At 68.2% G+C, this 24,018-nt stretch carries 23 protein-coding genes; 12 read left to right on the forward strand and 11 right to left on the reverse strand.

The features are described 5' to 3' along the window. Positions 1-76: 76 nt before the first annotated feature. The 3 genes from eat to eutC are packed head-to-tail and all read left to right on the forward strand — an operon-like array spanning position 77 to position 3,656. Complete coding sequence (gene eat / locus WIX39_RS20950; protein WP_409195756.1) at positions 77-1,489, forward strand: ethanolamine permease; 1,413 nt, start codon at positions 77-79, stop codon at positions 1,487-1,489. 20 nt (positions 1,490-1,509) lie between these two features. Then, positions 1,510-2,904, forward strand: a complete 1,395-nt coding sequence (locus tag WIX39_RS20955; protein ID WP_409195757.1) for an ethanolamine ammonia-lyase subunit EutB — start codon at positions 1,510-1,512, stop codon at positions 2,902-2,904. After that, positions 2,901-3,656: an ethanolamine ammonia-lyase subunit EutC gene (gene eutC / locus WIX39_RS20960; RefSeq protein ID WP_285414808.1), complete on the forward strand. Its 756-nt coding sequence runs from the start codon at positions 2,901-2,903 to the stop codon at positions 3,654-3,656. Before WIX39_RS20955 ends, eutC begins: the two co-directional genes overlap by 4 nt. Positions 3,657-3,675: 19 nt before the next feature. Here eutC and WIX39_RS20965 read toward each other — a convergent pair whose 3' ends face one another. From WIX39_RS20965 to WIX39_RS20975, 3 genes are read right to left on the reverse strand one after another with little or no spacing between them, the layout of a single operon-like run. Further along, positions 3,676-5,079: a c-type cytochrome gene (locus WIX39_RS20965; protein ID WP_409195758.1), complete on the reverse strand. Its 1,404-nt coding sequence runs from the start codon at positions 5,077-5,079 to the stop codon at positions 3,676-3,678. Continuing rightward, positions 5,076-6,848: a GMC family oxidoreductase gene (locus tag WIX39_RS20970; RefSeq protein WP_409195759.1), complete on the reverse strand. Its 1,773-nt coding sequence runs from the start codon at positions 6,846-6,848 to the stop codon at positions 5,076-5,078. The genes WIX39_RS20965 and WIX39_RS20970 overlap by 4 nt, the downstream gene beginning before the upstream one ends. Before the next feature lie 14 nt (positions 6,849-6,862). Continuing rightward, complete coding sequence (locus tag WIX39_RS20975) at positions 6,863-7,609, reverse strand: gluconate 2-dehydrogenase subunit 3 family protein (RefSeq protein ID WP_409195760.1); 747 nt, start codon at positions 7,607-7,609, stop codon at positions 6,863-6,865. A 167-nt stretch (positions 7,610-7,776) separates the two neighbouring features. Between WIX39_RS20975 and WIX39_RS20980 the strand changes: the two genes are divergently transcribed. Beyond that, on the forward strand, positions 7,777-8,361 hold the full coding sequence (locus WIX39_RS20980; protein WP_409195761.1) for a peroxidase-related enzyme: 585 nt from the start codon (positions 7,777-7,779) through the stop codon (positions 8,359-8,361). A gap of 7 nt (positions 8,362-8,368) precedes the next feature. Here the strand turns inward: WIX39_RS20980 and WIX39_RS20985 are convergent, their stop codons facing one another. The 3 genes from WIX39_RS20985 to WIX39_RS20995 are packed head-to-tail and all read right to left on the reverse strand — an operon-like array spanning position 8,369 to position 11,291. Next, entirely contained in the window at positions 8,369-10,120 is a 1,752-nt protein-coding gene (locus WIX39_RS20985; protein ID WP_081267086.1) for a phosphoethanolamine transferase, read from the reverse strand. Between the two features lie 57 nt (positions 10,121-10,177). Continuing rightward, positions 10,178-10,759 (reverse strand): phosphatase PAP2 family protein, encoded by a 582-nt coding sequence (locus tag WIX39_RS20990; protein ID WP_409195762.1) that lies wholly within the window; start codon positions 10,757-10,759, stop codon positions 10,178-10,180. Next, entirely contained in the window at positions 10,746-11,291 is a 546-nt protein-coding gene (locus WIX39_RS20995) for a phosphatase PAP2 family protein (protein WP_409195763.1), read from the reverse strand. The genes WIX39_RS20990 and WIX39_RS20995 overlap by 14 nt, the downstream gene beginning before the upstream one ends. 301 nt (positions 11,292-11,592) lie before the next feature. Here WIX39_RS20995 and WIX39_RS21000 point away from each other — a divergent pair, with 301 nt between their 5' ends. Continuing rightward, positions 11,593-12,267, forward strand: coding sequence for a response regulator (locus WIX39_RS21000; RefSeq protein ID WP_081267083.1), 675 nt, complete (start codon positions 11,593-11,595; stop codon positions 12,265-12,267). Then, complete coding sequence (locus WIX39_RS21005; RefSeq protein WP_081267082.1) at positions 12,264-13,619, forward strand: sensor histidine kinase; 1,356 nt, start codon at positions 12,264-12,266, stop codon at positions 13,617-13,619. Before WIX39_RS21000 ends, WIX39_RS21005 begins: the two co-directional genes overlap by 4 nt. Positions 13,620-13,637: 18 nt before the next feature. Here WIX39_RS21005 and WIX39_RS21010 read toward each other — a convergent pair whose 3' ends face one another. The 3 genes from WIX39_RS21010 to WIX39_RS21020 are packed head-to-tail and all read right to left on the reverse strand — an operon-like array spanning position 13,638 to position 15,750. After that, entirely contained in the window at positions 13,638-14,060 is a 423-nt protein-coding gene (locus WIX39_RS21010; RefSeq protein WP_081267081.1) for an acyl-CoA thioesterase, read from the reverse strand. Further along, positions 14,057-14,947 (reverse strand): DMT family transporter, encoded by an 891-nt coding sequence (locus WIX39_RS21015; RefSeq protein ID WP_267898733.1) that lies wholly within the window; start codon positions 14,945-14,947, stop codon positions 14,057-14,059. The genes WIX39_RS21010 and WIX39_RS21015 overlap by 4 nt, the downstream gene beginning before the upstream one ends. Before the next feature lie 20 nt (positions 14,948-14,967). Continuing rightward, positions 14,968-15,750 carry an SDR family oxidoreductase gene (locus tag WIX39_RS21020; RefSeq protein ID WP_081267080.1) on the reverse strand — a complete coding sequence of 261 codons (783 nt, stop codon included), beginning with the start codon at positions 15,748-15,750 and terminating at the stop codon, positions 14,968-14,970. A gap of 143 nt (positions 15,751-15,893) precedes the next feature. On the opposite strand from WIX39_RS21020, the gene WIX39_RS21025 reads away from it, so the two are divergent. After that, complete coding sequence (locus WIX39_RS21025) at positions 15,894-17,591, forward strand: electron transfer flavoprotein-ubiquinone oxidoreductase (protein WP_106934074.1); 1,698 nt, start codon at positions 15,894-15,896, stop codon at positions 17,589-17,591. Between the two features lie 89 nt (positions 17,592-17,680). Here the strand turns inward: WIX39_RS21025 and WIX39_RS21030 are convergent, their stop codons facing one another. Continuing rightward, complete coding sequence (locus WIX39_RS21030; RefSeq protein ID WP_409195764.1) at positions 17,681-17,920, reverse strand: hypothetical protein; 240 nt, start codon at positions 17,918-17,920, stop codon at positions 17,681-17,683. A 96-nt stretch (positions 17,921-18,016) separates the two neighbouring features. Between WIX39_RS21030 and denD the strand changes: the two genes are divergently transcribed. The 4 genes from denD to WIX39_RS21050 all read left to right on the forward strand — a co-directional run bounded on the left by denD (position 18,017) and on the right by WIX39_RS21050 (position 21,904). Next, complete coding sequence (gene denD, locus WIX39_RS21035) at positions 18,017-19,036, forward strand: D-erythronate dehydrogenase (RefSeq protein WP_409195765.1); 1,020 nt, start codon at positions 18,017-18,019, stop codon at positions 19,034-19,036. Between the two features lie 45 nt (positions 19,037-19,081). After that, positions 19,082-20,050, forward strand: coding sequence for a TRAP transporter substrate-binding protein (locus WIX39_RS21040; RefSeq protein ID WP_081267076.1), 969 nt, complete (start codon positions 19,082-19,084; stop codon positions 20,048-20,050). Beyond that, positions 20,047-20,541, forward strand: coding sequence for a TRAP transporter small permease (locus tag WIX39_RS21045; RefSeq protein WP_081267075.1), 495 nt, complete (start codon positions 20,047-20,049; stop codon positions 20,539-20,541). The genes WIX39_RS21040 and WIX39_RS21045 overlap by 4 nt, the downstream gene beginning before the upstream one ends. Positions 20,542-20,626: 85 nt before the next feature. Further along, positions 20,627-21,904, forward strand: a complete 1,278-nt coding sequence (locus tag WIX39_RS21050) for a TRAP transporter large permease (protein WP_081267074.1) — start codon at positions 20,627-20,629, stop codon at positions 21,902-21,904. Here WIX39_RS21050 and WIX39_RS21055 read toward each other — a convergent pair. Next, the gene (locus WIX39_RS21055; RefSeq protein ID WP_106934070.1) at positions 21,892-22,680 is read right to left on the reverse strand and encodes an AraC family transcriptional regulator; all 789 of its coding nucleotides are present in this window, start codon (positions 22,678-22,680) and stop codon (positions 21,892-21,894) included. The two genes, WIX39_RS21050 and WIX39_RS21055, sit on opposite strands and share 13 nt — an antisense overlap. Before the next feature lie 91 nt (positions 22,681-22,771). On the opposite strand from WIX39_RS21055, the gene WIX39_RS21060 reads away from it, so the two are divergent. Further along, positions 22,772-23,962, forward strand: a complete 1,191-nt coding sequence (locus WIX39_RS21060; RefSeq protein ID WP_409195766.1) for an MFS transporter — start codon at positions 22,772-22,774, stop codon at positions 23,960-23,962. The last annotated feature ends 56 nt before the right edge of the window (positions 23,963-24,018 follow it).

The raw sequence follows: 24,018 nt of genomic DNA on the forward strand, positions 1-24,018 counted from the left end.
AAGCCGGTGTATCCGGTGGAACAGCCCTTGCTTTGCCGAATGTGCACTGTCACCATTCACGAAGAGAGGACGCCGCATGAACTCCACCGAAGCCACGCCGGCAGCGCACGCCGGCACCGGCCATCTCAAGAAGGTACTCGGTCCCCTGCAGCTCTGGGGCATTGCGGTGGGCCTCGTCATCTCAGGTGAGTACTTTGGTTGGAGCTACGGCTGGAACACGGCCGGCACGCTCGGCTTTCTCGTCGCCACGCTGCTGGTGGCGACGATGTACACCACCTTCATCTTCAGCTTCACCGAACTATCGACAGCCATCCCGCACGCGGGCGGCCCCTTCGCGTATGCACGGCGCGCCTTCGGGCCCCACGGCGGTTTCGTCGCGGGCTTCGCGACGCTGATCGAATTCGTCTTCGCGCCGCCGGCCATCGCGCTGGCCATCGGCGCCTACCTCAACGTGCAGTTCCCAGGCATCAACCCGAAGTGGTTCGCGCTGGGCGCATACGTGATCTTCATCGGCCTCAACTGGATCGGCGTGGGCATCGCGGCGGCGTTCGAGCTGTTCGTCACGGTGCTGGCCATCGTCGAGCTGCTGGTGTTCATGGGTGTTGTCTCGCCGGGCTGGACGCTGGCCAACTTCACCGCCAACGGCTGGGCCGGCGGCAGCGCGCTGAACGGCGCGGCCATCTCGGGCATCTTCGCGTCGATCCCGTTCGCCATCTGGTTCTTCCTGGCCATCGAAGGCGCGGCCATGGCGGCCGAGGAAGCGCGCGACCCGCACCGCACCATTCCCATCGCCTACACCACGGGCATCGTCACGCTGGTGGTGCTGGCCTTCGGCGTGATGATCTTCGCGGGCGGCGTGGGCGACTGGCGCAAGCTCGCCAACATCAACGACCCGCTGCCGCAGGCCATGAAGGCGGTGGTGGGCGACAACAGCGGCTGGCTGCACATGCTGGTGTGGATCGGGCTCTTCGGGCTGATCGCTTCGTTCCACGGAATCATCATGGGCTACTCGCGCCAGATCTTCGCGCTGGCGCGCGCGGGCTACCTGCCGCGCTACTTCGCCGGCCTGAGCCCGCGCTTCGACACGCCGCACCGCGCGCTGCTGGCCGGCGGCGTGATCGGCGTCATTGCCATCTTCAGCGACGAGTGGGTGCAGTTCGGCGGGCAGACCCTCACCGCCAACATCGTGACCATGGCGGTGCTCGGCGCCATCGTGATGTACATGATCTCGATGGCCGCGCTGTTCAAGCTGCGCCGCAGCGAGCCCGGCCTGCGGCGCACCTACCGCGCGCCGTTCTACCCCGTGTTCCCGGCCATTGCGCTGGGGCTCGGCGCGGTGTGCCTGGGCGCGATGGTGTGGTTCAACGGCATGCTCACGCTGCTGTTCGTCGTGCTGATGGCCGCGGCCTACGGCTACTTCCTGCTGACCTCGGCGCAGCGCGATGCGGCGGCGCCCGACGAAATGCTTTCCTCGACCAACAACGCCTGACGACCTCCGACCCAAGACCCATGCGCTACAGCACCACCATCGCCGGCCAGGTCTTCCGCTTCGACGACCTGAAACAGGTCATGGCCTTCGCCAGCCCCGCGCGCTCGGGCGACTACCTCGCGGGCATCGGCGCGGCCACCGCGCAGCAGCGCATGGCGGCGCGCCACGTGCTGGCCGACACGCCGCTCAAGCAGTTCCTGAACGAAGCGCTGATCCCGTACGAGAGCGACAACATCACGCGCCTCATCATCGACGGCCATGACGCGGGCGCCTTCGCGCCGGTGTCGCACCTCACCGTGGGCGACTTCCGCAACTGGCTGCTGTCCGACGCGGCCAACACCGCCACGCTCGCCGCACTGGCACCGGGCCTCACGCCCGAAATGGTGGCGGCGGTGTCCAAGCTCATGCGCAACCAGGACCTGGTGTCGGTCGCCAGGAAGTGCTGCGTGGTCACGCGCTTTCGCGACACCATCGGCCTGCCCGGCCACCTGGCGGTGCGCCTGCAACCCAACCATCCGACCGACGACCTGCGCGGCGTGGCGGCTTCCACGCTCGACGGCCTGCTCTACGGCGCGGGCGACGCTGTGATCGGGCTCAACCCCGCATCCGACAGCATGCCGGTGCTCGGCGATCTGCTGCGCATGCTCGACGAGGTGATCCAGCGCTTCGAGATCCCCACGCAGAGCTGCGTGCTCACCCATGTGACCAACACCCTCAAGCTCGCGGAGGCCGGGGCGCCGGTCGACCTGGTGTTCCAGTCGATCGCGGGCACCGAGAAGGCCAACCTCTCGTTCGGCGTGACGCCCGAACTGCTCGACGAGGCCCATGCGGCCGCGCTGTCGCTCCAGCGCGGCACCGTGGGCGACAACGTCATGTACTTCGAGACCGGCCAGGGCAGCGCGCTGTCGGCCAACGCCAACTTCGGCGTCGACCAGCAGACCTGCGAGGTGCGCGCCTATGCGCTGGCGCGGCGCTACAAGCCGCTGCTCATCAACACCGTCGTCGGCTTCATCGGGCCGGAGTATCTGTACGACGGCAAGCAGATCATCCGCGCCGGGCTCGAGGACCATTTCAGCGGCAAGCTGCTGGGCCTGCCCATCGGCTGCGACATCTGCTACACCAACCACGCCGAGGCCGACCAGGACGACATGGACACGCTGCTCGTGCTGCTGGGCACGGCGGGCATCAACTTCATCATGGGCATCCCGGGCGCGGACGACGTGATGCTCAACTACCAGAGCACCTCTTTCCACGACGCGCTGTTCATGCGCCAGACGCTGGGCCTGAAGCGCGCACCCGAGTTCGAGGCCTGGCTGCAGCGCATGCAGATCACCGATACCGCCGGCCGGCTCGCGCCGCCCTCCTCCAACCGGCTGCTGGCCGACATGAGCGGCCTCGCCGCATTGGCACGATGAGCGACTCGCCTGTCACCCCCAACCCGTGGGCGCAATGGCGCTCCGCCACGCCCGCGCGGCTGGCCCTGGGCCGTGCCGGCGCCGGCATGCCGACCGACGAGACGCTGCGCTTCGGCTGGGCGCATGCGATGGCGCGCGATGCCATTCACGCCGCGCTCGACGTCGACGCGCTCGACAGCCAGCTGCGCAGCCAGCATTGGGAAGTAGCCCGCGCGCGCAGCCGCGCGGCCGACCGCACCGCCTACCTGCGCCGCCCCGACCTGGGCCGCCAGCTCGACGAGGACGACGCCACGCGCCTGCGCGGCGAGCGGCGTTACGGCTGCGATGTCTGCATCGTCATCGGCGACGGCCTTTCCTCGCTCGCGGTCGCGCGCCATGCGGTGCCGCTGCTCGCGGCGTTGCGCGCGCAGCTGCCGCCGCACACGCGCTTCTCACCCGTGGTAATCGCCACGCAGGCGCGCGTCGCGCTGGCCGACGAAGTGGGCGAGCTGTTCGGCGCGGCGCTCTCGGTCATGCTGATCGGCGAACGGCCGGGCCTGAGTTCGCCCGACAGCCTCGGCATCTACCTGACCCATTCGCCCCGGCGCGGCCGCCACGACGCCGAGCGCAACTGCATCTCGAACGTGCGGCCGGAGGGCCTGGCCTACGAGGCGGCCGCGTTCAGGCTCGCGTGGCTGATGCGCGAGTCGCTGCGGCGCGGGCTCACGGGCGTCGAGCTGAAGGACGAGAGCGATCTCGTGGCGCTCAGGTAGGCCAGCGCGCCCCGCCCGTTCACTTCTGCTGCTGCGCGGTCGTGGTCGCGGTCGCGGTAGCCACGGGCTTGATCGAATCGCGCACCTTGGCCACCTGGGCCGCCGTGACGGCATCGCCCTGGTTGCCCCAGCTCGACCGCGCGAAGCTCAGCACGCTGGCCACGTCGGCGTCGCTCAGGCGCCAGCCGAAATCGGGCATGGCGATGGGCGACGGCGCCTGGGCGGTGCTGGGCATGGCCGAGCCTGCGAGCACGAGGCGGATCAGCGAAGTCGGGTCCTTGGCATTCACCACGCTGTTGCCGGCCAGCGCCGGGAAGGTCTTGTCCGCGCCCGTGCCGTCGGAGCGATGGCAGGCATTGCAGTTGTTGAGATAGACCATCGCGCCGCTGTTGCCCTCGACCGTGCCGTTGCGCAGCGCAAGGGCAGTCGGGTGCTGCGGAGCCGCCGCCACCAGGGACGCGGGCGACGGCGCATTCTGCGCACTGCCTTCCGCTCCCAGCGATTGCAGATAGGTGGCCACTGCCTGCAGGTCTTGCGTCGACAGGTGCTGGGTGCTGTTCTGCACCACGTCGACCATGGCGCCGAACGCGGCCGTGTGGCTGGTGCGGCCGGTCTGCAGGTATTGCACGATGTCTTGCGCCGGCCATTGCGCCATGGTCGGGCGGCCGGTGTGGCGCAGCGGCTGCGCATACCAGCCGTCGATGACCGCGCCGGACAGGAACAGCTCGCCCTTGCCTTCGCTGGCCGCCTTCACGCCGCCCAGCATGCTGCGCGGTGTGTGGCAGTCGCCGCAGTGGCCCAGGCCCTGCACCAGGTAGGCGCCGCGGTTCCATTCGGCGCTGCGCGCGGTGTCGGGCTGGTAGACGCCCTTGTCGAGGTAGATCCAGTTCCACGCGACCATCAGCCCGCGCATGCTGAAGGGCCACGGCAGGTCGGTGGCCGGCGGCTTCTGCGCCACGGGCTGCACGCCGTTGCGGAAGAAGGTGAAGAGCGCGTGCATGTCCTCGTCGTTCACGCGCGCGAACGACGGGTACGGCATGGCCGGGTACAGGTGATGTCCGTCCTTGGCGACGCCTTCGCGCAGCGCGCGGGCGAACTCGGCCTCGGTGTAGGCACCGATGCCAGCCCCGGGGTCGGGCGTGATGTTGGTCGAGACGATGGTGCCGAACGGCGTCTTCATCGGCAGGCCGCCGCCGAAGGCCGGCTTGCCGGGCGCGGTGTGGCAGCTCACGCAATCGCCGGCGCGCGCGAGGTAGCGGCCGCGCTCCAGCACGGGGTCGGACGATGCGGGCGCGGCAGCTTCTGGTGCGGCCACGCCGGCCACCGGCGGCGCCTCCGCCTTCTGCGCCACGGCCCAGGCCCCGGCGCACAACAGGGCCACGGCGGCCGCCGCCACGCCGACAGAAACACGGCGCGCGTTCATGCCAGCGCTCCCGGGTTCTTCAGGTACTGCTCGCGGATCGCCTTGGCAGCCCAGTAGGCCAGCGCCCCCACCATGCCGGTCGGGTTGTAGCCGAAGTTCTGCGGAAAGGCGCTGGCGCCCATCACGAACACATTGGGCACGTCCCACACCTGCAGGAAGCGGTTGACCGCGCTGGTCGTCGGGTCGGTGCCCATCGGCGCACCGCCGGTGTTGTGGGTCGACTGGTAGTAGCGCACGTCGTAGTGCGCGCCTGCCTTCTGGAAGTTCAGCTTCATCTGCTTCGGCCCCATGGCCTTGGCGATCTGCTCGACCTTGGTGCCGATGAACTGCGTCATCGCGAGGTCGTTGGCCTTCCAGTCGAAGGTCATGCGCAGGAGCGGCTGGCCGTGCACGTCCTTGTAGGTCGGGTCGAGGTCGAGGTAGTTGTCGCGGTAGGCCATCACCGAGCCCTGGCTGCCCACGCTGGCCTGGTAGAGGTAGTTTTCCTTGGCGGCCTTCTTCCAGCCCGCGCCCCAGCTGGGCGCGCCGGGCGGCAGGCTCAGCTGCTGGATCGGCCGGCCGCCGGTGTTGATGCAGTTGATGCTCGCGCCGCCCACGAAGCCGAGCGGGCCGTGGTCGAAGTTGTCGCCGTCGAAGTCGTCGATCACGCTGCCGCTGGCACCCGCGCCGACGAAGGGGTTCATCGGCTGGTCCTTGTCGAAGAACAGGCTCGCGCCGCCGTTGAGCTGGTAGGCGTAGTTGCGCCCCACTACGCCCTCGCCGGTGGCGGGGTCGTACTTCTTGCCGATGTTCGACAGCAGCAGCAGGCGCACGTTGTGGAACTGGTACGCGCACAGCACGACCAGGTCGGCCGGCTGCTCGACCTCGTTGCCCTGCGCGTCGACATAGGTCACGCCGGTGGCGCGTTTTCCATCGGGCGACATGTTCACGCGCAGCACGTGCGAGCGGGTGCGCAGCTCGAAGTTGGGGCGCTTCATCAGCACCGGCAGCAGCGTGGTCTGCGGCGATGCCTTCGAATACATGTAGCAGCCGTAGCGCTCGCAGAAGCCGCAGAAGTTGCACGGCCCGAGCTGCGTGCCGTGCGGGTTGGTGTAGGCACGCGAGGCATTGGCGGCCGCTTGCGGAAAGGGGTGGTAGCCGAGCTCGCGCGCGGCTTTCTCGAACAGCCTGGCGCTGTTGACGGAGGCCAGCGGCGGCAGCGGGAATTCGTTGGCGCGCGCGCCTTCGAAGGGGTTGCCGCCGGGCTGGATCTTGCCGCCGATGTTGCCGGCCTTGCCGGAGGTGCCGCAGATCTTCTCGAACTGGTCGAAGTGCGGTTCCAGTTCTTCATAGCTCACGCCGAAGTCCTGGATGGTCATGCCCTCGGGAATGAATTTCTTGCCGTAGCGCTCTTCGTAGTTGCTGCGGATGCGCAGGTCGCTGGGCAGCGGCCGCCAGTGGTGGCCGTTCCAGTGCACGCCCGCGCCGCCCACGCCGTCGCCGGGCAGGAAGGACGCGAGCTGCCGGTACGGCACCGCCACGTCGGCCGGCGTGTGGCGGATGGTCACGGTCTCGCGCGATAGGTTCTGGAACAGCTTGCCGCGGATGCCGTAGCTCAGCTCGTCGGTGATGCGCGGGTAGGCGAAGTCGGGCTGCGTGTCGCGGTTCTCGCCGCGCTCCAGCGCCAGCACCTTCAGGCCGGCTGCGGTGAGCTCCATGCCCATGATCGCGCCAGTCCAGCCGAAGCCGACCAGCACCGCGTCCACACTGGGCTTTTTGATGTTTGCCATGGTGTGCCGCTCCCTCAGCCCTGCGGGCCGGCGATGCTCACCGGCGGCAGGTTGTACTTGACGCCGGGCCGGTCGACCCAGTCGGCGTAGTCGGCGCGCGCGCCGGGGAAGCCGATCATCTTCCAGGCGGCGGCGTTCTTGTTGCCGCCGTGGATCGGGTCGCTGAAGTAGCCCTCCTTGGTGTTCTGCAGCAGGAAGCCGAAGAAGTCGGTCGCGCCCACGCCGTCGAGCGCGATGGTGCCGCCCTCCAGGCCCTTGAGCACCTCGTCCTGCTGCGCGGCGTCGAGCTGCGCGAAGGCCTTGCCGGAAAACTGCTTGCGGCTGTAGGCGTCCGTGGCCGCGATGCCCGCGCGGTAGACCTCGCGCGGCGGCATCTTCTTCTGGTAGCCGAAGAGCGGCGACACATCGACGAACGGGCCCTGCATGTACCAGGTGGCGGCATGGCCGAAGGCGCCTTCCATCTGGCGGTCGATGAACTCGGGCACGCCGGCCTCGATGGCGCCGGGGCCGGTGTCGTCGGAAGGAATCAGCCTTGCCACCGCCGCCTGCACGAAGGCCCATTCGGCGGCGTTGAAGTAGACCGGTGTGTAGGGAGCGCCGGGCGTGGCCGCTGCTGCGGGGCCGGGTGCCGGGGCCGATGGTGCGGGCTGTGCCAGTGTCACGCCGGTGATGCCGCCGGCACTGAAGGCCGTTGCGGCCGGCACGATGGCAATGGACCGGCGCAGGAAGCCACGCCGGTCGGGATACGACTCGTCTTTCATCGCGTTATGTGCGGCACTCGCCGCGTGTTGTTGTGCGAACCTTCATCATGGCGGCGGCCGGCGTCCCACCATGTAGGAAAGCTGCTTGCCTATGATGGAACAGGCGCGGCGCCTTTCAGAGCGCTTTCAAAAAGGCACTGCCAACCGACGACCACAACGGAGACAACATGACCACGACCAACCGCTACCCGCTCGCCGAACTCAAAGACCTGCCGCAGGACATCCGCGCCGCCATCCTCGCGGTACAGGAAAAAGCCGGCTTCGTACCCAACGTGTTTCTTGCCCTTGCACGCCGTCCGGCCGAGTGGCGCGCCTTCTTCGCGTACCACGACGCGCTGATGCTCAAGGAAGAAGGTTCGCTCACCAAGGGCGACCGCGAGATGATCGTCACCACCACCAGCGCGGCCAACCAGTGCCTCTACTGTGTGGTGGCGCACGGCGCGCTGCTGCGCATCTACGAGAAGAAGCCGCTGGTGGCCGACCAGGTGGCGGTGAACTACCGCAAGGCGGACATCACGCCGCGCCAGCGCGCGATGCTCGACTTTGCGATGAAGGTCTGCGACCGCTCGCACGAGATCGACGAGAGCGACTTCCCGCCGCTGCATGCCCACGGCTTCGACGACGAGGACATCTGGGACATCGCGGCCATCACCGCCTTCTTCGGGCTGAGCAACCGCATGGCCAGCTTCAGCGGCATGCAGCCGAACAACGAGTTCTTCCTCATGGGGCGCGTGCCCCGCGAGAAGAAATAGCGCCGCCTCAGCCCTTCGCCCGGCAGGATGCAAGGGCATCCAGCGCGGGCTTGTAGGTCGGCGTGGTCACGTCCATCACGCCGAGCACCGTGTGATAGAGGTTGTCGTGCGTGAGCGGCGCGTCGAGCCCCGCTTCCATGCACGAACGCGAGAGCTTGCGCCGCTGGTCCATGCCCTCGCTGAACCAGGTGATCATGGGCACGTGCTTCTGCGCGTCGGGCGCGAAGCTGTACGGCACGCCGTGCAGGAACAGGCCGTACTCGCCGAGCGACTCGCCGTGGTCGCTCACGTACAGCAGCGCCGGGTCGTACTGCTTCGACTGGGTCTTGAGCCAGTCGATGGTCTGGCCGAGGAAGCGGTCGGTCTGCAGGATCGAGTTGTCGTAGACGTTCATCAGCTCGGCGTGGCCGCACTCGGCCAGCGCGTTGGTCTTGCACTCGGGCAGGAAATGCTTCACGTCGGGCGCGGAGCGCTTGTAGTAGGCCGGGCCGTGGCTGCCCATCTGGTGCATGACCAGCACGATGCCCTTGGCGCGGCGCTCGGCCGGCAGCGCGGCGATGCGTTCGTCCAGGCCCTTGAGCATCACGTCGTCGAGGCACTCGTCGCCGTCGCACAGCGCCTTCTTGGTGGCAGCGTCGAGCCCGGCGAAGGCGGACGCATTCGGAATGCGCTCGCAGACGCCCTTGCAGCCGGCCTGGTTGTCGAGCCAGAAAACGGCGAGGCCGGCGGCCTGCAGGACGTCGACCAGGGTCTCGTAGTCGTCCTTGCGCGATTCGTAGCCTTCCTTGCCCAGCGGCGAGAACATGCAGGGCACGGAGGCCAGCGTGTTGGTGCCGCAGGAGCGCACCTCGCGGTAGCTCAGAACGCCACGCTTCGCCAGCTCGGGGTTGGTGTCACGGGCATAGCCGTTGAGCGAGAAGTGATCGGCCCGCGCCGTCTCGCCCACCACCACCACGAACAGCGGCGGCTTCGTCTGGCCGGCATAGCTGGCGCCCAGCGCCGTGCCGGCCGTGATCGGGATGAGCTTGCCAGTGCGCTTGAACAGGGGCTTGATGAACAGGGAGCCGGCCGAATAGAGGCTAGCGATCGGGTTCATCATGTAGCGCAGGTGCACGTTGTTGCGCATCAGCGGCGCCAGCTCGCGGTTCATGGACACCACCGCGCCCAGCGCCACGACCACCGACAGCAGCAGCAGCGCGACGTTGCGCCAGAGCTTCGACAGAAAGCGCATGGGCAGGATGCGCACGCGCCAGAGCACGAAGGCCGCGGGCAACGCCACCACCAGCACGTTGAAGGCCATGCGCCAGCTCAGCAGGTCGCGCGCTTCGTTGGGGTCGGTCTGCATCGCGTTGGCGACCATGGTCGGGTCCATGACCACGCGGTAGGCGAGCATGTAGTGCTGCACCACCGCGGCCAGCACCACCACCAAGAACCACAGCGGCTTCATCCAGCGCGACCAGGCGGTGAACGACAGGATCGCCACCGAGCCGCAGAAGGTGAGCAGGCTCATGACCAGGATGGTCGGCATGTAGGTGCTGGGGGCACCGCCGATGCGGGCCAGCTCGTTCCAGAGCGGCCAATTGGTGGTCAGGACGAGGTAGAGGCTCAGCCACACGACGACCATGGCCGCGGAGCGGGGCCGGCGCAACCACAGGTCGAAGCGCGTCCAGGGCGCCGCCGAAGATGCGGTCACGAGTGAATCGGGTTCGGGGAAGCTACCTTGTGGTTCAGGTGCCGGGTCAATACGCAAGACAGACATCCAACTAATGTAGGAACGGGGGCTGAAGATAGCCTGAATCCCCCGTTCATGCCATGTTCAGGCGCGCCTTGTACGCGATCGCAGCCGCCCGCCCGGGGCCCGCGCCGACGCCGGCGAGGTACGGGTCCGTGACATCAGGCGGATGCCCCGCTCCGCCAGGATCGACACCAGCGCGCCGAGCATCGCCGCGGCCACCACGTCCGACGGGAAATGCAGCCCCAGGTACAGGCGGCTCCAGGCCACCGTGGCGGCCACGGCCAGCGCGGCCAGCATCGGAGAACGCCACGGAAGGCACCAGAGCGAGAACGCCGCGGTGAAGGCGCCGGCGGCATGGAGGCTCGGAAAACCGGGGCGAATGCCCTGCGGCACCCACTGGATGCCCAGGCCGTAATAGGCCGGCCGGGGCATCGGAAACGCCCAGCGGATGGCCTGCACGATCAGCCACGCGGCCAGCACGCCGACCATTGCCGTGAAGAAGGCATGGCGCCAGCGCCGGTCGAACAGCGCGCCGATGGCCAGCGCCAGCGCCAGCAGCGCCGGCAGGATGTCGGAGGCGAAGCTCGCGAACTGCAGGCTCCATGCGGGCGCCGAAGGGCCTGCATTGACCAGCTCGAAAAGGGCGGCGTCAATATCCTGCATGGGCGGGTTCTGCCGGCTTGAGCGGTTGCGGGTTGAAGCGCGCGAACACCCATTCGATGGCGAAACCCACCGTCCAGCAGATCCAGGCGGTCCAGAGTGTGTGGCTCATGTAGTGGGCGCCGCGCACCTGCTGCGCCAGGCCCAGTACCAACCCGGCCACCAGCGCCACCGACAGCCAGATGGCCGCCGCGCGGGCCGACGCCCGGCGCAGCACGAAGTAGCCGCCCGCATAGGCGAACGCCGCGGAGGCGTGGCCGGCCGGGAAGCACCCGCCCGGACCGCCGTCGGGCACGCCCCAGGACCAATGCGACACGTAGCGCGCCACGCCGCCGAACTCCTTCAGGTCCCAGGGGCAACTGGTATTGCTGGAATGCTTGATGAGGCTGACGGCGATCACCGCGGCCAGGGTTGTCAGCGCCAGTTGCAACCGGTCGCCGGTGCCCAGGCGCCGAAGCACGCCTATCGGCCAGCGGATCGCGATGAAGAGCGCCGTGACGAGCGCCCAGCTCAGGTCGCGGGCGCCTTCATGCATGACGTGGACCAGAAAAGAGTTCGTCCGCCATGTGAAACCGAACGGGGAGCCGGCCAGCCGCGCCAGCGGAAGATCCCAACCGGTTGCGTCCCACGCCAGCAAGGCGGCAAGCGCAACGAGGGTCAGCACCCCCAGGCGAAAATTCGAAGCACGAGTCATGAACGAAGGCAGGGCCTGAAAACAGCCGCGAGCCTACGTTTGCGGAATGAACCCAGCCTGAAGACACATGAACGAAACCTGACTTCGGATGTGTCCGCATTTCGGCGGAGCTAGACTTCTTTTTTTGTTGAAAGGACATGGCGTGCGCATATTGCTGGTCGAAGATGACACTGCGCTGGCAGATGCCGTCTGCAGCTACCTGCTGGCCAAGGCCTTCGTGGTCGACGTGGCACCCGGCCTCGCCGAGGCGCGCGGCGCGCTGCTCTCGGTCCAGTACGCGGCGGTGCTGCTCGACCTCCACCTGGGCGACGGCGACGGGTTGTCGCTGCTTCCCCAGATACGCGCCCTGCCCGAACGCCCCATCGTCATCGTCCTGACCGCGCGCGACCAGGTCACCGACCGCATCCGCGGGCTCGACGCCGGCGCCGACGACTACCTCATCAAGCCCTACGACCCCGCCGAGCTGCTGGCCCGCCTGCGCGCGGTCGAGCGGCGGCGCAGCGCCAACAGCTCGCCGGTCCTGAAGCTGGGCACGCTGGAAATCGACCTGGCGCACGACATGGTCCGCAAGAACGGCGCCCCCATCACGCTGACCCAGAAGGAATGGGCGCTGCTGCGCGTGATGGCGACCCGGCCGGAGCGCATCCACACGCGCGAGAACCTGGCCGACGCGCTCTACGGCTTCGGCGACGAGGCCGACAGCAACACGCTCGAAGTCTTCATCAGCCGCCTGCGGCGCAAGCTCGGGCGCAGCCACATCCAGACGCTGCGCGGCCTCGGCTACCGCCTGTCGTTCTCCACGGACGACGACGAATGAGATTCGGCGCAAAGCCCGGCGCAGGCCGCGACTCCCTGGCCGGGCGGCTCACCCGCACGCTGATCGTCTGGGTCGGCGGCGTGTGGCTGATGTGCGTGCTGGCGGTGGTCTGGTACGTCGACCGGGAGATCAACCACAACTTCGACAACGAACTGGTCGAGGTGTCGCACCGCATGTTCGACATGGCGGTGCAGGAACTCGACAAGCTGCAGCACACCGGCGGCGCCGCCCCCACGGAGCCGCTGATCGCGCCCAAGCAGCTGTTCTCCGAGGACGCGGTGATGTACCAGGTGGTGGACGTGCACGAGCACGTGCTGCTGCGCTCGGCCGAGGCGCCCGTCGGCGCCTTCGACGTTCCGCTGGCCGCCGGCTTCGCCAACAACCAGAGCTGGCGCATCTACACGGTGCGCCACCCCACGCTGGGGCTGTACTTCCAGGTGGCCGACCCGCTCGACGAGCGGCGCCGCGCGCTCAACCGCACCCTGTTCGGCCTGATCATTCCGCTGGGCGCAGTGCTGCCGCTGCTCGCGCTGGTGCTGCGCAACGTGGCGCGCACCGAGCTGCGCGCGCTGCAGCAACTGGCCGGAGAAATCGCGAAACGCAACGGCGCCGACCTGCGCCCCATCACCTTGCCGGGCCTGCCGCAGGAGCTGCGCTCGGTCGGCGATCACGTCAACCGGCTGCTGGAGCGGCTTTCGCAGTCGCTCGACGTGGAGCGCGCGCTCGCGGCCAATGCCGCGCACGAGCTGCGCACGCCGCTGGCCGCCGCGCGGCTGCGCCTGCAGACCGCGCTGGAGCACGACCTGCGCCGCAACGACGTGCAGGCCGCGCTCGACGCGCTGCAGATGCTCAGCCACCGCGCCGAGAAGCTGCTGCAGCTGTCGCGCGCGGAATCCGGCGCCTCGCTGGCGCGTGCGCGGGTCGACCTGGTGCAACTGGTCGGCACCGTGGCGCAGGAGCTCTGGCAAGACCCGCACATCAACGAACGCCTGACGCTCAAGGTGCCCGACAGCGCCGCGCCGGTGGCGCTGGGCGACGTCGACGCGCTGGCCATCGCATTGCGCAACCTGGTGGAAAACGCCCTGCGCTACGGCGGCGAGCGCGTGGTGGTCGAGGTGACGGCCCCCTGCACGCTGGTGGTCCGCGACTTCGGCGCCGGCGTCGGCGCGGAGCAACTGAGCACGCTGCGGCAGCGCCATGTGCGGCACGCCTCCGACCGCGCGGGCTACGGGCTGGGCTTGTCGATCGTCGGGACCATCGTCGAGAAGCACGACGCGCGGCTCGAACTCGAATCGCCGCCGCCCGGCGCGGCGCACGGCTTCGAGGCGCGCATCGTGCTGCAGCCGGCCTGAGCTACGGCGCCCGGCCGGCTACTCGCTCACCAGCGTGCGCAGCCAGTCGGGCAGCGCCAGCGCCTTCTGCTTCGGAAAGTCGACCCAGATGGTGGTCGCGCCGCCGGCCGCGCAGATCACGTCGGGCGCTTCCTCGCGTGCCATGGTGCCCCAGCTCTCGAAGGTGGTGCGGCCCGGGTCGCTCACGTACATCTTGAGCAGCACCTTGCCGGGGTATTCGATCTGCCGGTAGAAGTTGCAGAAGGCGTTGACGATCACCATGCCCTCGCCGCTCGGCTCGGGCTCGAAGCCGATGGAATGCATCCAGTCGATGCGCGCGGTCTCGAGGTAGCGGAAGTAGGTGCCGTTGTTCAGGTGGCCCATGGCGTCCATGTCTCCCCAGCGGATGGGGATCAGGGTTTCGTACACGAGCTTCTTCTTTTCGGGGATTTCGATTCTCATCGGTGCGCCTTGATGGATGCGAGGATGCCCAGCACGAACAGCAATGCCGCGGTCCACTCGGTGGCCTGCGGCCAGCGGCCGTCCCAGACGAAGGAATAGAGCAGCGCGAACAGCGTCTCGCTCACGATCAGCTGGCCGCACAGGCTCGCGGAGAGCCGCTGGCTCGCGATGTTCCAGAGAACGGTGGCCAGCCACGACGAGCCGAAGCCGCTGACCAGCGCGAGCCAGACGAAGAGCATGCCGTCGGGCCGCGCCCGCAGCGTGGCCACATCGCTGCCCGCGGCCAGCCACAGCGCCAACGCACCCAACCCGGTCGCCACGCCGAGCCAATTCGCCCAGTCGGTCGCATTGAGTTCGGTGTGGCGCTGCAGCCAGGCTGCATTGAGCAGGCCGTAGACCGTCCAGCTCACCATCGCGCACAGCGCCAGCGCGATGCCCAGGCCGAAGCGCGCGCCGCTTGCAGCGCCCGCGCCATGCTGCGCCGACCATGCGCCCCAGATCATCAGCGCGATGCCCGCGCCGGTGAGCGCCAGCCCCGGCAGCAGCGCGGTCAGGCGAAGGCCCGCCGGCCTGCCCAGCAGCATCATCCAGACCGGGATCGTGCCGATGATGAGGCTCGGCACCTCGGTGCCCGCAGCCTCGATGCCGAAGGCCAGCAGCAGGTAGTAGCCGCTGAAGCCCAGCACGCTGAGCGCGAGAGCCGCCAGCGCCTGCCGGCCGGTGGGCCAGCGCACGGCCGCCGGCCGCGCGAACACGGCGAGCCCCGAGACGGCACCGAACACCAGGAAGCGCGCGGCGGTGATGTCGACCATGCCGAAGTGCCCCACCATGCGCGGCGCCACGAACACCAGCCCCCAGAGCGCCCCCGCGCCCAGCCCGGCCGCAATGCCGACCAAGGCCCTCGGACTCAGAGCGCGAACCCGTCGTCGGCCGCGATGACGGCGCCGTTCACGAAATGGCTCTGGCCGCTGGCCAGCAGCACGATCAGGCCGTCCAGGTCTTCGGGCTTGCCCACGCGCTTGCGCGGCAGCATGTTGACCAGCTTGGCGCCGCCTTCGGTGGTCCAGTGCTCCTCGTTGAGCTCGGTGGTGATGTAGCCGGGGCACAGCGCGTTCACGTTGATGCCGAAGCGGCCCCACTCCAGCGCCATGGCCTTGGTCATCTGCACCACGGCGGCCTTGCTCATGCAGTAGGTGCCGATCTGCGGCATGACCTTCAGCGCCGCCGCCGACGCGATGTTGATGATGCGCCCGCCGATGTAGGTGCCCGGCGCCGTGCCCGTGGCGCGCGCCAGCATGCGCTTGCCCACTTCCTGGGCGACGAAGAACGAGCCCTTGACGTTGGTGTCGAAGATGTAGTCGTAGTCGTCGGGCGTCACGTCCTGCAGGCGCTGGGTGGTGCTCACGCCCGAGTTGTTGACCAGGATGTCGATGGCCCCGACCTCGGTCTCGGCGCGCGCGACGGCGGCCTTGATGCTGCCGATGTCGGTGACGTCGAGCTCGACCACGTGGGCGTCGCCGCCCTCGCCTTCGATGCGCGCGCGCAGTTCCTTTAGCTTCTCGATGCGGCGGCTTGCCAGAACCACCGCGGCACCGGCGCGCGCCAGCGTTTTTGCAAACTGGGCGCCAAGCCCGCTGGAGGCGCCGGTGACGAAGGCAACGCGGCCCGAGAGATCGATGCTGTAAGCCATGAACTGATTCCTGTGGAGTCGCGCAGGCGACGCGAGGGAAAGCCGTGCCCGCAAGTGACGCGGGCCGCCCGCGGACGCCGCATAAAATGCCCCGCAACCCGGGATGCCCCGCGCCTCGAAAAATCATTATCGACCCAACCCACATGACCCACGACGAAATCCTCGCCCAGTTCGGCCCTCGCGAAGCCATGGAATACGACGTGGTCGTGGTCGGTGGCGGCCCGGCCGGCCTCTCGACCGCGATCCGGCTCAAGCAGCTCGCCGCGCAGCAGGAGAAAGAGATCTCGGTCGTGGTGCTCGAGAAGGGCTCGGAGCCCGGCGCGCACATCCTGTCGGGCGCCATCATGGACCCGCGCGCGCTCAACGAGCTGCTGCCCGACTGGAAGGAACTGGGCGCCCCGCTGAACCAGCCCGTCACCGACGACGCGATGGTGTTCCTGGGCGAAAAGGGCAGCCTGCGCACGCCCAACGCGTTCCTGCCGGCGTGCTTCCAGAACCACGGCAACTACATCATCAGCCTGGGTGCGTTCACCAAGTGGCTGGCGCAGCAGGCCGAGAACCTGGGCGTTGAAATCTTCCCCGGCTTCCCGGCGGCCGAAGTGCTCTACAACGAAGACGGCTCGGTGCGCGGCGTGGCCACCGGCAACATGGGCGTCGGCAAGGACGGCGAGCCCACCGAGAACTTCCAGCTCGGCATGGAGCTGCTGGGCAAGTACACCGTGTTCGCCGAAGGCGCGCGCGGCCACCTGGGCCGCCAGCTCATCGCCAAGTACAAGCTCGACGCCGGCAAGGACCCGCAGACCTACGGCCTGGGCGTGAAGGAAGTCTGGGAGATCGACCCCAAGCGCCACCAGCCCGGCTTCGTGCTGCACACCGCCGGCTGGCCCATGAAGAGCGACACCTACGGCGGCGCCTTCCTCTATCACATGGAGGACAACAAGGTCACCATGGGCTTCATCACCGGCCTGGACTACAGCAACCCCTACCTGAGCCCGTTCGAGGAAATGCAGCGCTGGAAGCTGCACCCCAACATCCGCTGGTACCTGGAAGGCGACGAGGCCAAGGGCATCAAGCCCGCCAAGCGCATCGGCTACGGCGCGCGCGCCATCACGGCCGGCGGCCTGATGTCGCTGCCCAAGACCGTGTTCCCCGGCGGCGCGCTGGTCGGCTGCGAGGCCGGCTACCTCAACGTGAGCCGCATCAAGGGCAGCCACGCCGCCATCAAGACCGGCATGCTGTGCGCCGAGGCCGCCTTCGAGGCGGTGCAGGCCGGCCGCCAGCACGACGAACTCACTGCCTACCCCGAAGCCTTCGAGAAGAGCTGGCTGCACGCGGAGCTGAAGAAGGCGCGCAACTTCAAGGCATGGTTCAAGAAGGGCCTGGGCGTGGCGACGCTCATGAACGGCATCGAACAGTGGCTGCTGAAGGGCAACATTCCGTGGACGCTGCGCCGCAACAAGGCCGACCACCTGTACCTGAAGCCCGCCTCGGAGTGCAAGCCCATCGTCTATCCCAAGCCCGACGGCAAGCTCACCTTCGACCGGCTCTCCAGCGTGTTCATCAGCAACACCAACCATGAAGAGCAGCAGCCGGCCCACCTGACGTTGAAAGACCCGACGGTGCCGGTGAACATCAACCTCGAGAAGTTCGCCGGCCCCGAAAGCCGCTACTGCCCGGCCGGCGTGTACGAGTTCGTGGGCACCGAAGACGGCAAGCAGCGCCTGCAGATCAACGCGCAGAACTGCGTGCACTGCAAGACCTGCGACATCAAGGACCCGACGCAGAACATCGTGTGGGTCACGCCTGAAGGCGGCGGCGGGCCGAACTACGTCGGCATGTAAGGCGCCTGCGCCTTTCGAAGGACGCCCTCTTCGGAGGGCTTTTTCTTTTCCTCGGAGCCCTTTGCTTCCCTGGAAGCATCGGCATCCGCTCAGTCGCGCGCGATGAACTTGCCCGCGACGAATCCGGCCACGACGGCACCGGCGATGGCGCCGGGCAGCGAGAAATTCGCGCTGGCCAGGCCAGCGAGCGCCCCCGCACACGCGCCCAGGAAGATCCAGGCCCACAAGGCGCGCCTGCGCCGGTAACGCGGCAAAGGCTTCTGCGCGAACACGCCGTTCGCGACCAGCCATGCGATGGCGATGAGCCACAAAACCACGACCGTCAGCATCCGGCGTCTCCTGTCGATGAAATCCGCGAAACCGCCAACGAGCATGCCACAGCCCGCGGCCGCGCTTATTCTTGGCGCTCAAAGGAGACAAGACCCATGCAGATCGTCATCACCGGCGGCGCCGGCTTTCTGGGCGCACGCCTCGCACGCACGCTGTTGAAGCGAGGCAGCCTTTCGCTGGCCGGCGCACCGGCCCGCACCATCGAACGCATCACGCTGGTCGACCGCGCCGCCCCGCCGGCCGACCTCGCATCCGATGCGCGCATCACCGCCGTCACCGGCGACTTGAACGCGCAGCTCACAGCCGATGCCGACGCCAGCTTCTGGCGCGAAGCCGACGCCATCTTCCACTTGGCCGCCGCCGTCAGCGGCGAATGCGAGGCCGACTTCGACCTCGGCATGCGCAGCAACTTCGCGGCCACGCATGCGCTGCTCGAAAAGGTACGCGCGCTCGGCACGAAGCCCGTGCTGGTGTTCTCCAGCTCGCTCGCCGTGTTCGGCGACTCGCCCGAGCAGCCGTTGCCCAGGGTCATCGAAGACCACACGCTGCCTACGCCCCAGACCAGCTACGGCATCCAGAAATTCATCGGTGAACAGCTGATGGCCGATTACACGCGCAAGGGTTTCGTGCGCGGGCGCAGCGTGCGGCTCATGACGGTGAGCGTGCGGCCGGGCAGGCCGAACGGCGCAGCTTCGGGTTTCTTCAGCGGCATGATCCGCGAGCCGCTGGCCGGGCTGCGCGCCGCCTGTCCGGTGCCGGACTCGACGCCTGTGGCCGTCGCGTCACCGACGCGAACCATCGAGGGCATCGTGCGCGCCGCCGAAGCAACCGACGCCGAATGGGGCCCGCGCACCGCGCTCAACCTGCCCTCGCTCGCCACCACGGTCGGCGAAATGGCGCTGGCGCTCGAGCGCGTGGCCGGCAAGGCAGCCACCGCCCTGCTCGACCGCACGCCCGACCCGGCGATCCAGCGCATCGTGAAGACGTGGCCCGGGCACTTCGAGACAGTGCGTGCGAAGGCCTTGGGGCTCTTGCCCGACGAGAGCTTCGAGGCCGTCATTCGTGACTACGTCCGTGAAAATCCCGACGCGGTAAAGCTCCCGGTTGTTGCATAGTCCGTTGCGCCTGACGCGTTCCTGACCCAACTCCCCGGAGACAACATGAAATTCGGCCCCATTGCCGCCGCCTGCCTTTCGCTCGCCCTGAGCTCGGTCGCCTTTGCACAGACGACCATGAAGATCAGCATTTCGACTGCGCAGAACTCGCACCAGGGCGTCGCCATCGACACCTTCGCCAAGGAAGTCGAGAAGCGCACGGGAGGCCGCTACAAGGTGCAGACCTTCTACAACGGCTCGCTCGGCGGCGAGCGCGAGTCGATCGAGGCGGTGCAGCTGGGTACGCAGGAACTCGCGTTCTCCTCGACCGGCCCGGTGCCCAACTTCGTGCCCGAGACCAAGATCCTCGACGTGCCCTTCCTGTTCCGCGACAAGGCCCACGCGCGTGCCGTGCTCGACGGCCCGATCGGCCAGGAGATGCTGACCAAGTTCGACGCCAAGGGCTTCAAGGCGCTGGCGTGGGCCGAGAACGGCTTTCGCCACATGACCAACAGCAAGCGCGACGTGAAGGCCCCCGAGGACCTCAAGGGCCTGAAGATGCGCACGATGGAAAACCCGGTGCACATCGCGGCCTACAAGGGCTTCGGCATCATCACCACGCCGATGGCCTTCCCGGAGGTGTTCACCGCGCTGCAGCAAGGCACGGTCGACGGCCAGGAGAACCCGCTGCCGGTCATCATCTCGGCCAAGTTCGACCAGGTTCAAAAGCACCTGTCGCTCACGGGCCACGTCTACTCGCCCTGCATCTTCGTGATGAACAAGGCGAGCTTCGACAAGCTCAGCGCGGCCGACAAGCAGGCCTTCCTCGACGCTGCCAAGGAAGGCACCAAGGCCAACCGCGCGCGCGTGGACGAAGACGACGCCAAGGGCGTGGCCGACCTGCGTGCCAAGGGCATGACGGTGATCGACAACGTCGACAAGGCCAAGTTCGTCGCCGCGCTCGCGCCGGTCAATGCCCAGTTCGAGAAAGACTTCGGCAAGGCCAATCTCGACAAGATCCGCGACTACAAGTGAAAGAAAAATTCCTGGGCATCGAGCGCTGGACCACCGGCTTCTCGATGCTGATGGCCTGCGCGATGCTGGTCGTCGCGTCGGCCCTGGGCGTGTTCCAGATCGTCACCCGTTTCGTGCTGGAGCAGCCGGCCGAATGGAGCGAGATCCTGATCCGCGTGAGCCTCATCTGGATGGTGTTCATGGGCATCCCGATGGCGTTCAGACAGGGCGCGATGGTGAGCGTGGACGTTCTCTACCGCTGGAGCCCGCCGCGCATGCGCCGCGTGCTCGACGCGGTGGTGAGCGTCGCCGCGCTGGTGCTGATGCTGATCGTGCTGTGGTGGGGCTGGGACTACGCCATGCGCGGACGCGTGCAGTCGATGGCCGGCCTCGAGAGCATCTCGATGGTGTGGTCCTACCTGGCGCTGCCCGTGGGCTCGCTGTTCTGCCTGTTCGGCATCGTCGGCAATTTTCTCGACCCCAAGCGGCTCGAACTGGAGACCGCGCAATGAGCGCCGCGCTGGGCCGCCCCAGGCAAGCGAACGGTCCCCTCGGGGGGCAGCAAGGACACGAAGTGCCGAGCGTGGGGGCTGGATCATGAGTGTGGTGATGGTTGCGACGATGGTGCTTTGCTTTGCACTGTCGGTATCGGTGGCGGTGTCCATCGGGCTGGCGTCGATCCTGGGCATCCAGGTGACGAACGCCAACATGCTGATCTCCGTGAAGGAGATGTTCAATTCGATCAACAAGTTTCCGCTGGCGGCCATTCCGTTCTTCATCCTGGCCGGCAACCTGATGGAAACCGGCGGCATCTCGCGCCGGCTGGTCGAATTTGCCAAGAGCATCGTGGGCGGCGTGCAGGGCGGCCTGCCTATGACCTGCGTGCTCACCTGCATGATCTTCGCGGCGGTGTCGGGCTCGTCGGTGGCCACCACCTTCGCGATCGGCGCCATCCTGATCCCGGCGCTCATCAAGCACGGCTACCCCACTTCCTACGCTGCGGCCCTGCAAGCCACCAGCGCGGAACTGGGCGTGATCATTCCGCCGTCGATCCCGATGATCCTGTACGGCGTGAGCGCCGAAGTGTCCATCGGCGAGCTGTTCATCGCGGGCTTCGGCCCCGGCATCCTGATCAGCCTGGCGCTCATGCTGTTCGTGTGGGTCTACTGCAAGTGGAAGGGCTGGGGCAAGACTGACGGCGAAGGCCGCATGCCCTTCGGCCGGGCCCTCTGGCAGGCCGGCTGGGCGCTGCTGATGCCGGTGATCATCCTCGGCGGCATCTACGGCGGCGTCTTCACGCCCACGGAAGCCTCGGCGGTCGCGGTGTTCTATGCGCTGGTGGTGGGCATGGTGATCTACCGCGAGATCAAGCTGAAGGACCTGTACGCCATCCTGCGCAAGTCGGTGATGTCGTCGGCGGTGATCATGTTCATCATCGCCAACGCGGGGCTGTTCGCGTTCCTCATCACCCGCGCGGGCGTGCCCGACGCCATCGGCCACTGGCTGCAGGAGGTGCTGCAGTCGCCGGCGATGTTCCTGCTGGGCGTGAACGCGGCGCTGTTCGTGATCGGCATGTTCATCGAGACCAGCGCGGCGATCATCGTGCTGGCGCCGATCCTGGCGCCGGTGGCGGTGCACTTCGGCATCGACCCGGTGCACTTCGGGCTGGTCATGGTGGTGAACCTGGCCCTGGGCATGATCACGCCGCCCTTCGGCGTGAACCTGTTCGCGGCCTGCACCGTGGCGCGAATATCGCTGGACCGCATCGTGCGGCACCTGGTGCCCTTCGTGCTGGTGATCATGGCGTGCCTGATGGTGATCACCTACGTGCCCTGGATTTCGCTGGCGCTGCGCGACCTGGTCTACGCCAGGTAGTCGCGGCGCAGGTACACGCTGGGCGGCACGCCCAGCGTGCGCCGGAACATCGCGGTGAAGGCGCTCGGGCTCTCGTAGCCGTGCGCCAGCGCCACCTCCAGGATCGACGCGCCCGCCGCCAGCCGCGGCAGGCTCAGCAGCAGCCGCGCCTGCCGGCACCACGCGCCGAAGTTCATGCCCGTCTCGCGCTGGAACAGGCGCGCGAGCGTGCGAGTGTTCATGTGCAGGCGCAGCGCCCAGTCGTCCAGCGTGGCGGGCAGCGAAGGGTCGCGCACCAGCTCCTCGCACAGCACGGCCAGGCGCGCATGGCGCGGCATCGGCACGTGCAGCGAGAGCGCGGGGGCCGCCTCGATCTCGTCGAGGATCAGCTCCATCACCCGCTCGTCGCGGCCGCCCGGCGCGTAGTCCAGCGGCAGCGCCACGGCGGTGACGATCAGCTCCCTCAGCAGCGCGCCGACATGGATCACGCGGCATTCGGCGCCCAGGTCGGCGCGCGTGCCGGGCTCGACGAACACGGTGCGCATCTTCACCTCGCCGGCCATGCGGATCTGGTGTTCCATGCCCGCCGGCACCCACACACCGCGCCCGGTCGGCACCACCCAGCTGCCGGCCGCGGCGCTCACCAGCATCACGCCCGAGATCGCGTGGATCAGCTGGCCGCGCCGGTGCGCATGCGGCGGTATGAAGGCGTCGCCGGCGGGGTCGGTGGCCAGCACCGCCACGGCGCGCGGGGTCGACTCGCCCTCTTCAGGCCGCAGGTTGATTGCTTTGTCCATTTCTCGACGATGCTTGTTGATTCGTAGCGAGAACATCTTCGCACGGCTTCCTACGATGCTTTTTCCCAAAGGAAACGAAAGAAGCGATCGAATGAACAAGCGCCGACTCGGGTTGCTCACCGGCACCCATGCCGTCAATGACCTCTACCAGGGCCTCGTGCCCGCACTGCTGCCGTTCATGGTGCTGGAGCGCGGCTACAGCTACACCGCCGTGGCGGGCCTGATGCTCGCGGCCACCGGGCTGTCGAGCGTGGTGCAGCCGCTGTTCGGCCTGTACGCAGACCGCCATCCGCGCGGTTGGCTGGTGCCCACCGGCTTCATGGTGGCGGCGCTTGGCGTGGTGCTGGCAGGCTTGAGCCACAGCTACCTTCTGACCTGGATCGCGATGGTGCTTTGCGGGCTGGGCATCGCGGCCTATCACCCGCCCGCCACCGTGGCGGCGCGCGCGGCCGGCGGCGCGTCGCAGAAGGCGATGAGCGTCTTCTCGGTGGGCGGGACCATCGGCGCGTCTTTCGCGCCGGTGCTGGCGGCCGCCGTGGTCAGCGGGGGCAGCCTGTCGCGCAGCTACCTGCTGGGCGTGCCCGCGCTGGCGATGGGCGTCGTGTGGATGGCCGCCAATGCCGGCAGCGGCGCGGCCTCCGCCGCCACGGCGGCCGCTGCGCGCAAGGCAGGCGCCGAAGTGCTGAAGCCCCACAACGACTGGCGCGCCTTCAGCCTGCTGGTCGCGACCATCATCGGCTGGTCGATCCCTTACGTGACGGTGGTGTCGATGCTGTCGCTGCGCATCACGCGCGACCTGCACGGCACCGCCTTCCAGGGCGCCGCGGCGCTGACCTCGTTCACCGCCGCGGGCGCTGTGGGCACGCTGCTCGGCGGTTGGCTGGGCGACCGCATCGGCCGCATGGGCACGATCCGCGCCGGCTACCTGCTCGCGCTGCCGTCGCTCGCGGGCCTGGTGCTCGCGCCAGATGCCGGCTGGGCGCTGGCCTGCACCGCGCTGCTCGGCATGTGCATGTTCCTGCCCTTCGCCGCGCAAGTGACGCTGGCGCAGGACTATCTGCCGCGCAATCCGGCCACGGCCAGCGGCATCACGCTGGGGCTGGCGCTGTCGGTGGGCGGACTGGTGTCGCCGCTGTTCGGCATGTTGTCCGATGCGCGCGGCCTCGGCGTCACGCTCGCGACGGTGCTGTGCGTGCTTTGCGTCGCGACGGTGCTGGCCCTGAGGCTGCGCAACCGGTCGATGCAGGCGATGCCCGCCGAGGTGGAGGGAGCGGCGGCCTGAGCCTCGCGCGGCGCGTTGGTTCACTGCCAGAATCGGCGTCGGACTCGACGCCTATA

The organism is Variovorax sp. AB1(2024) (genome assembly GCF_037482385.2).
Classification (GTDB): domain Bacteria; phylum Pseudomonadota; class Gammaproteobacteria; order Burkholderiales; family Burkholderiaceae_C; genus Variovorax.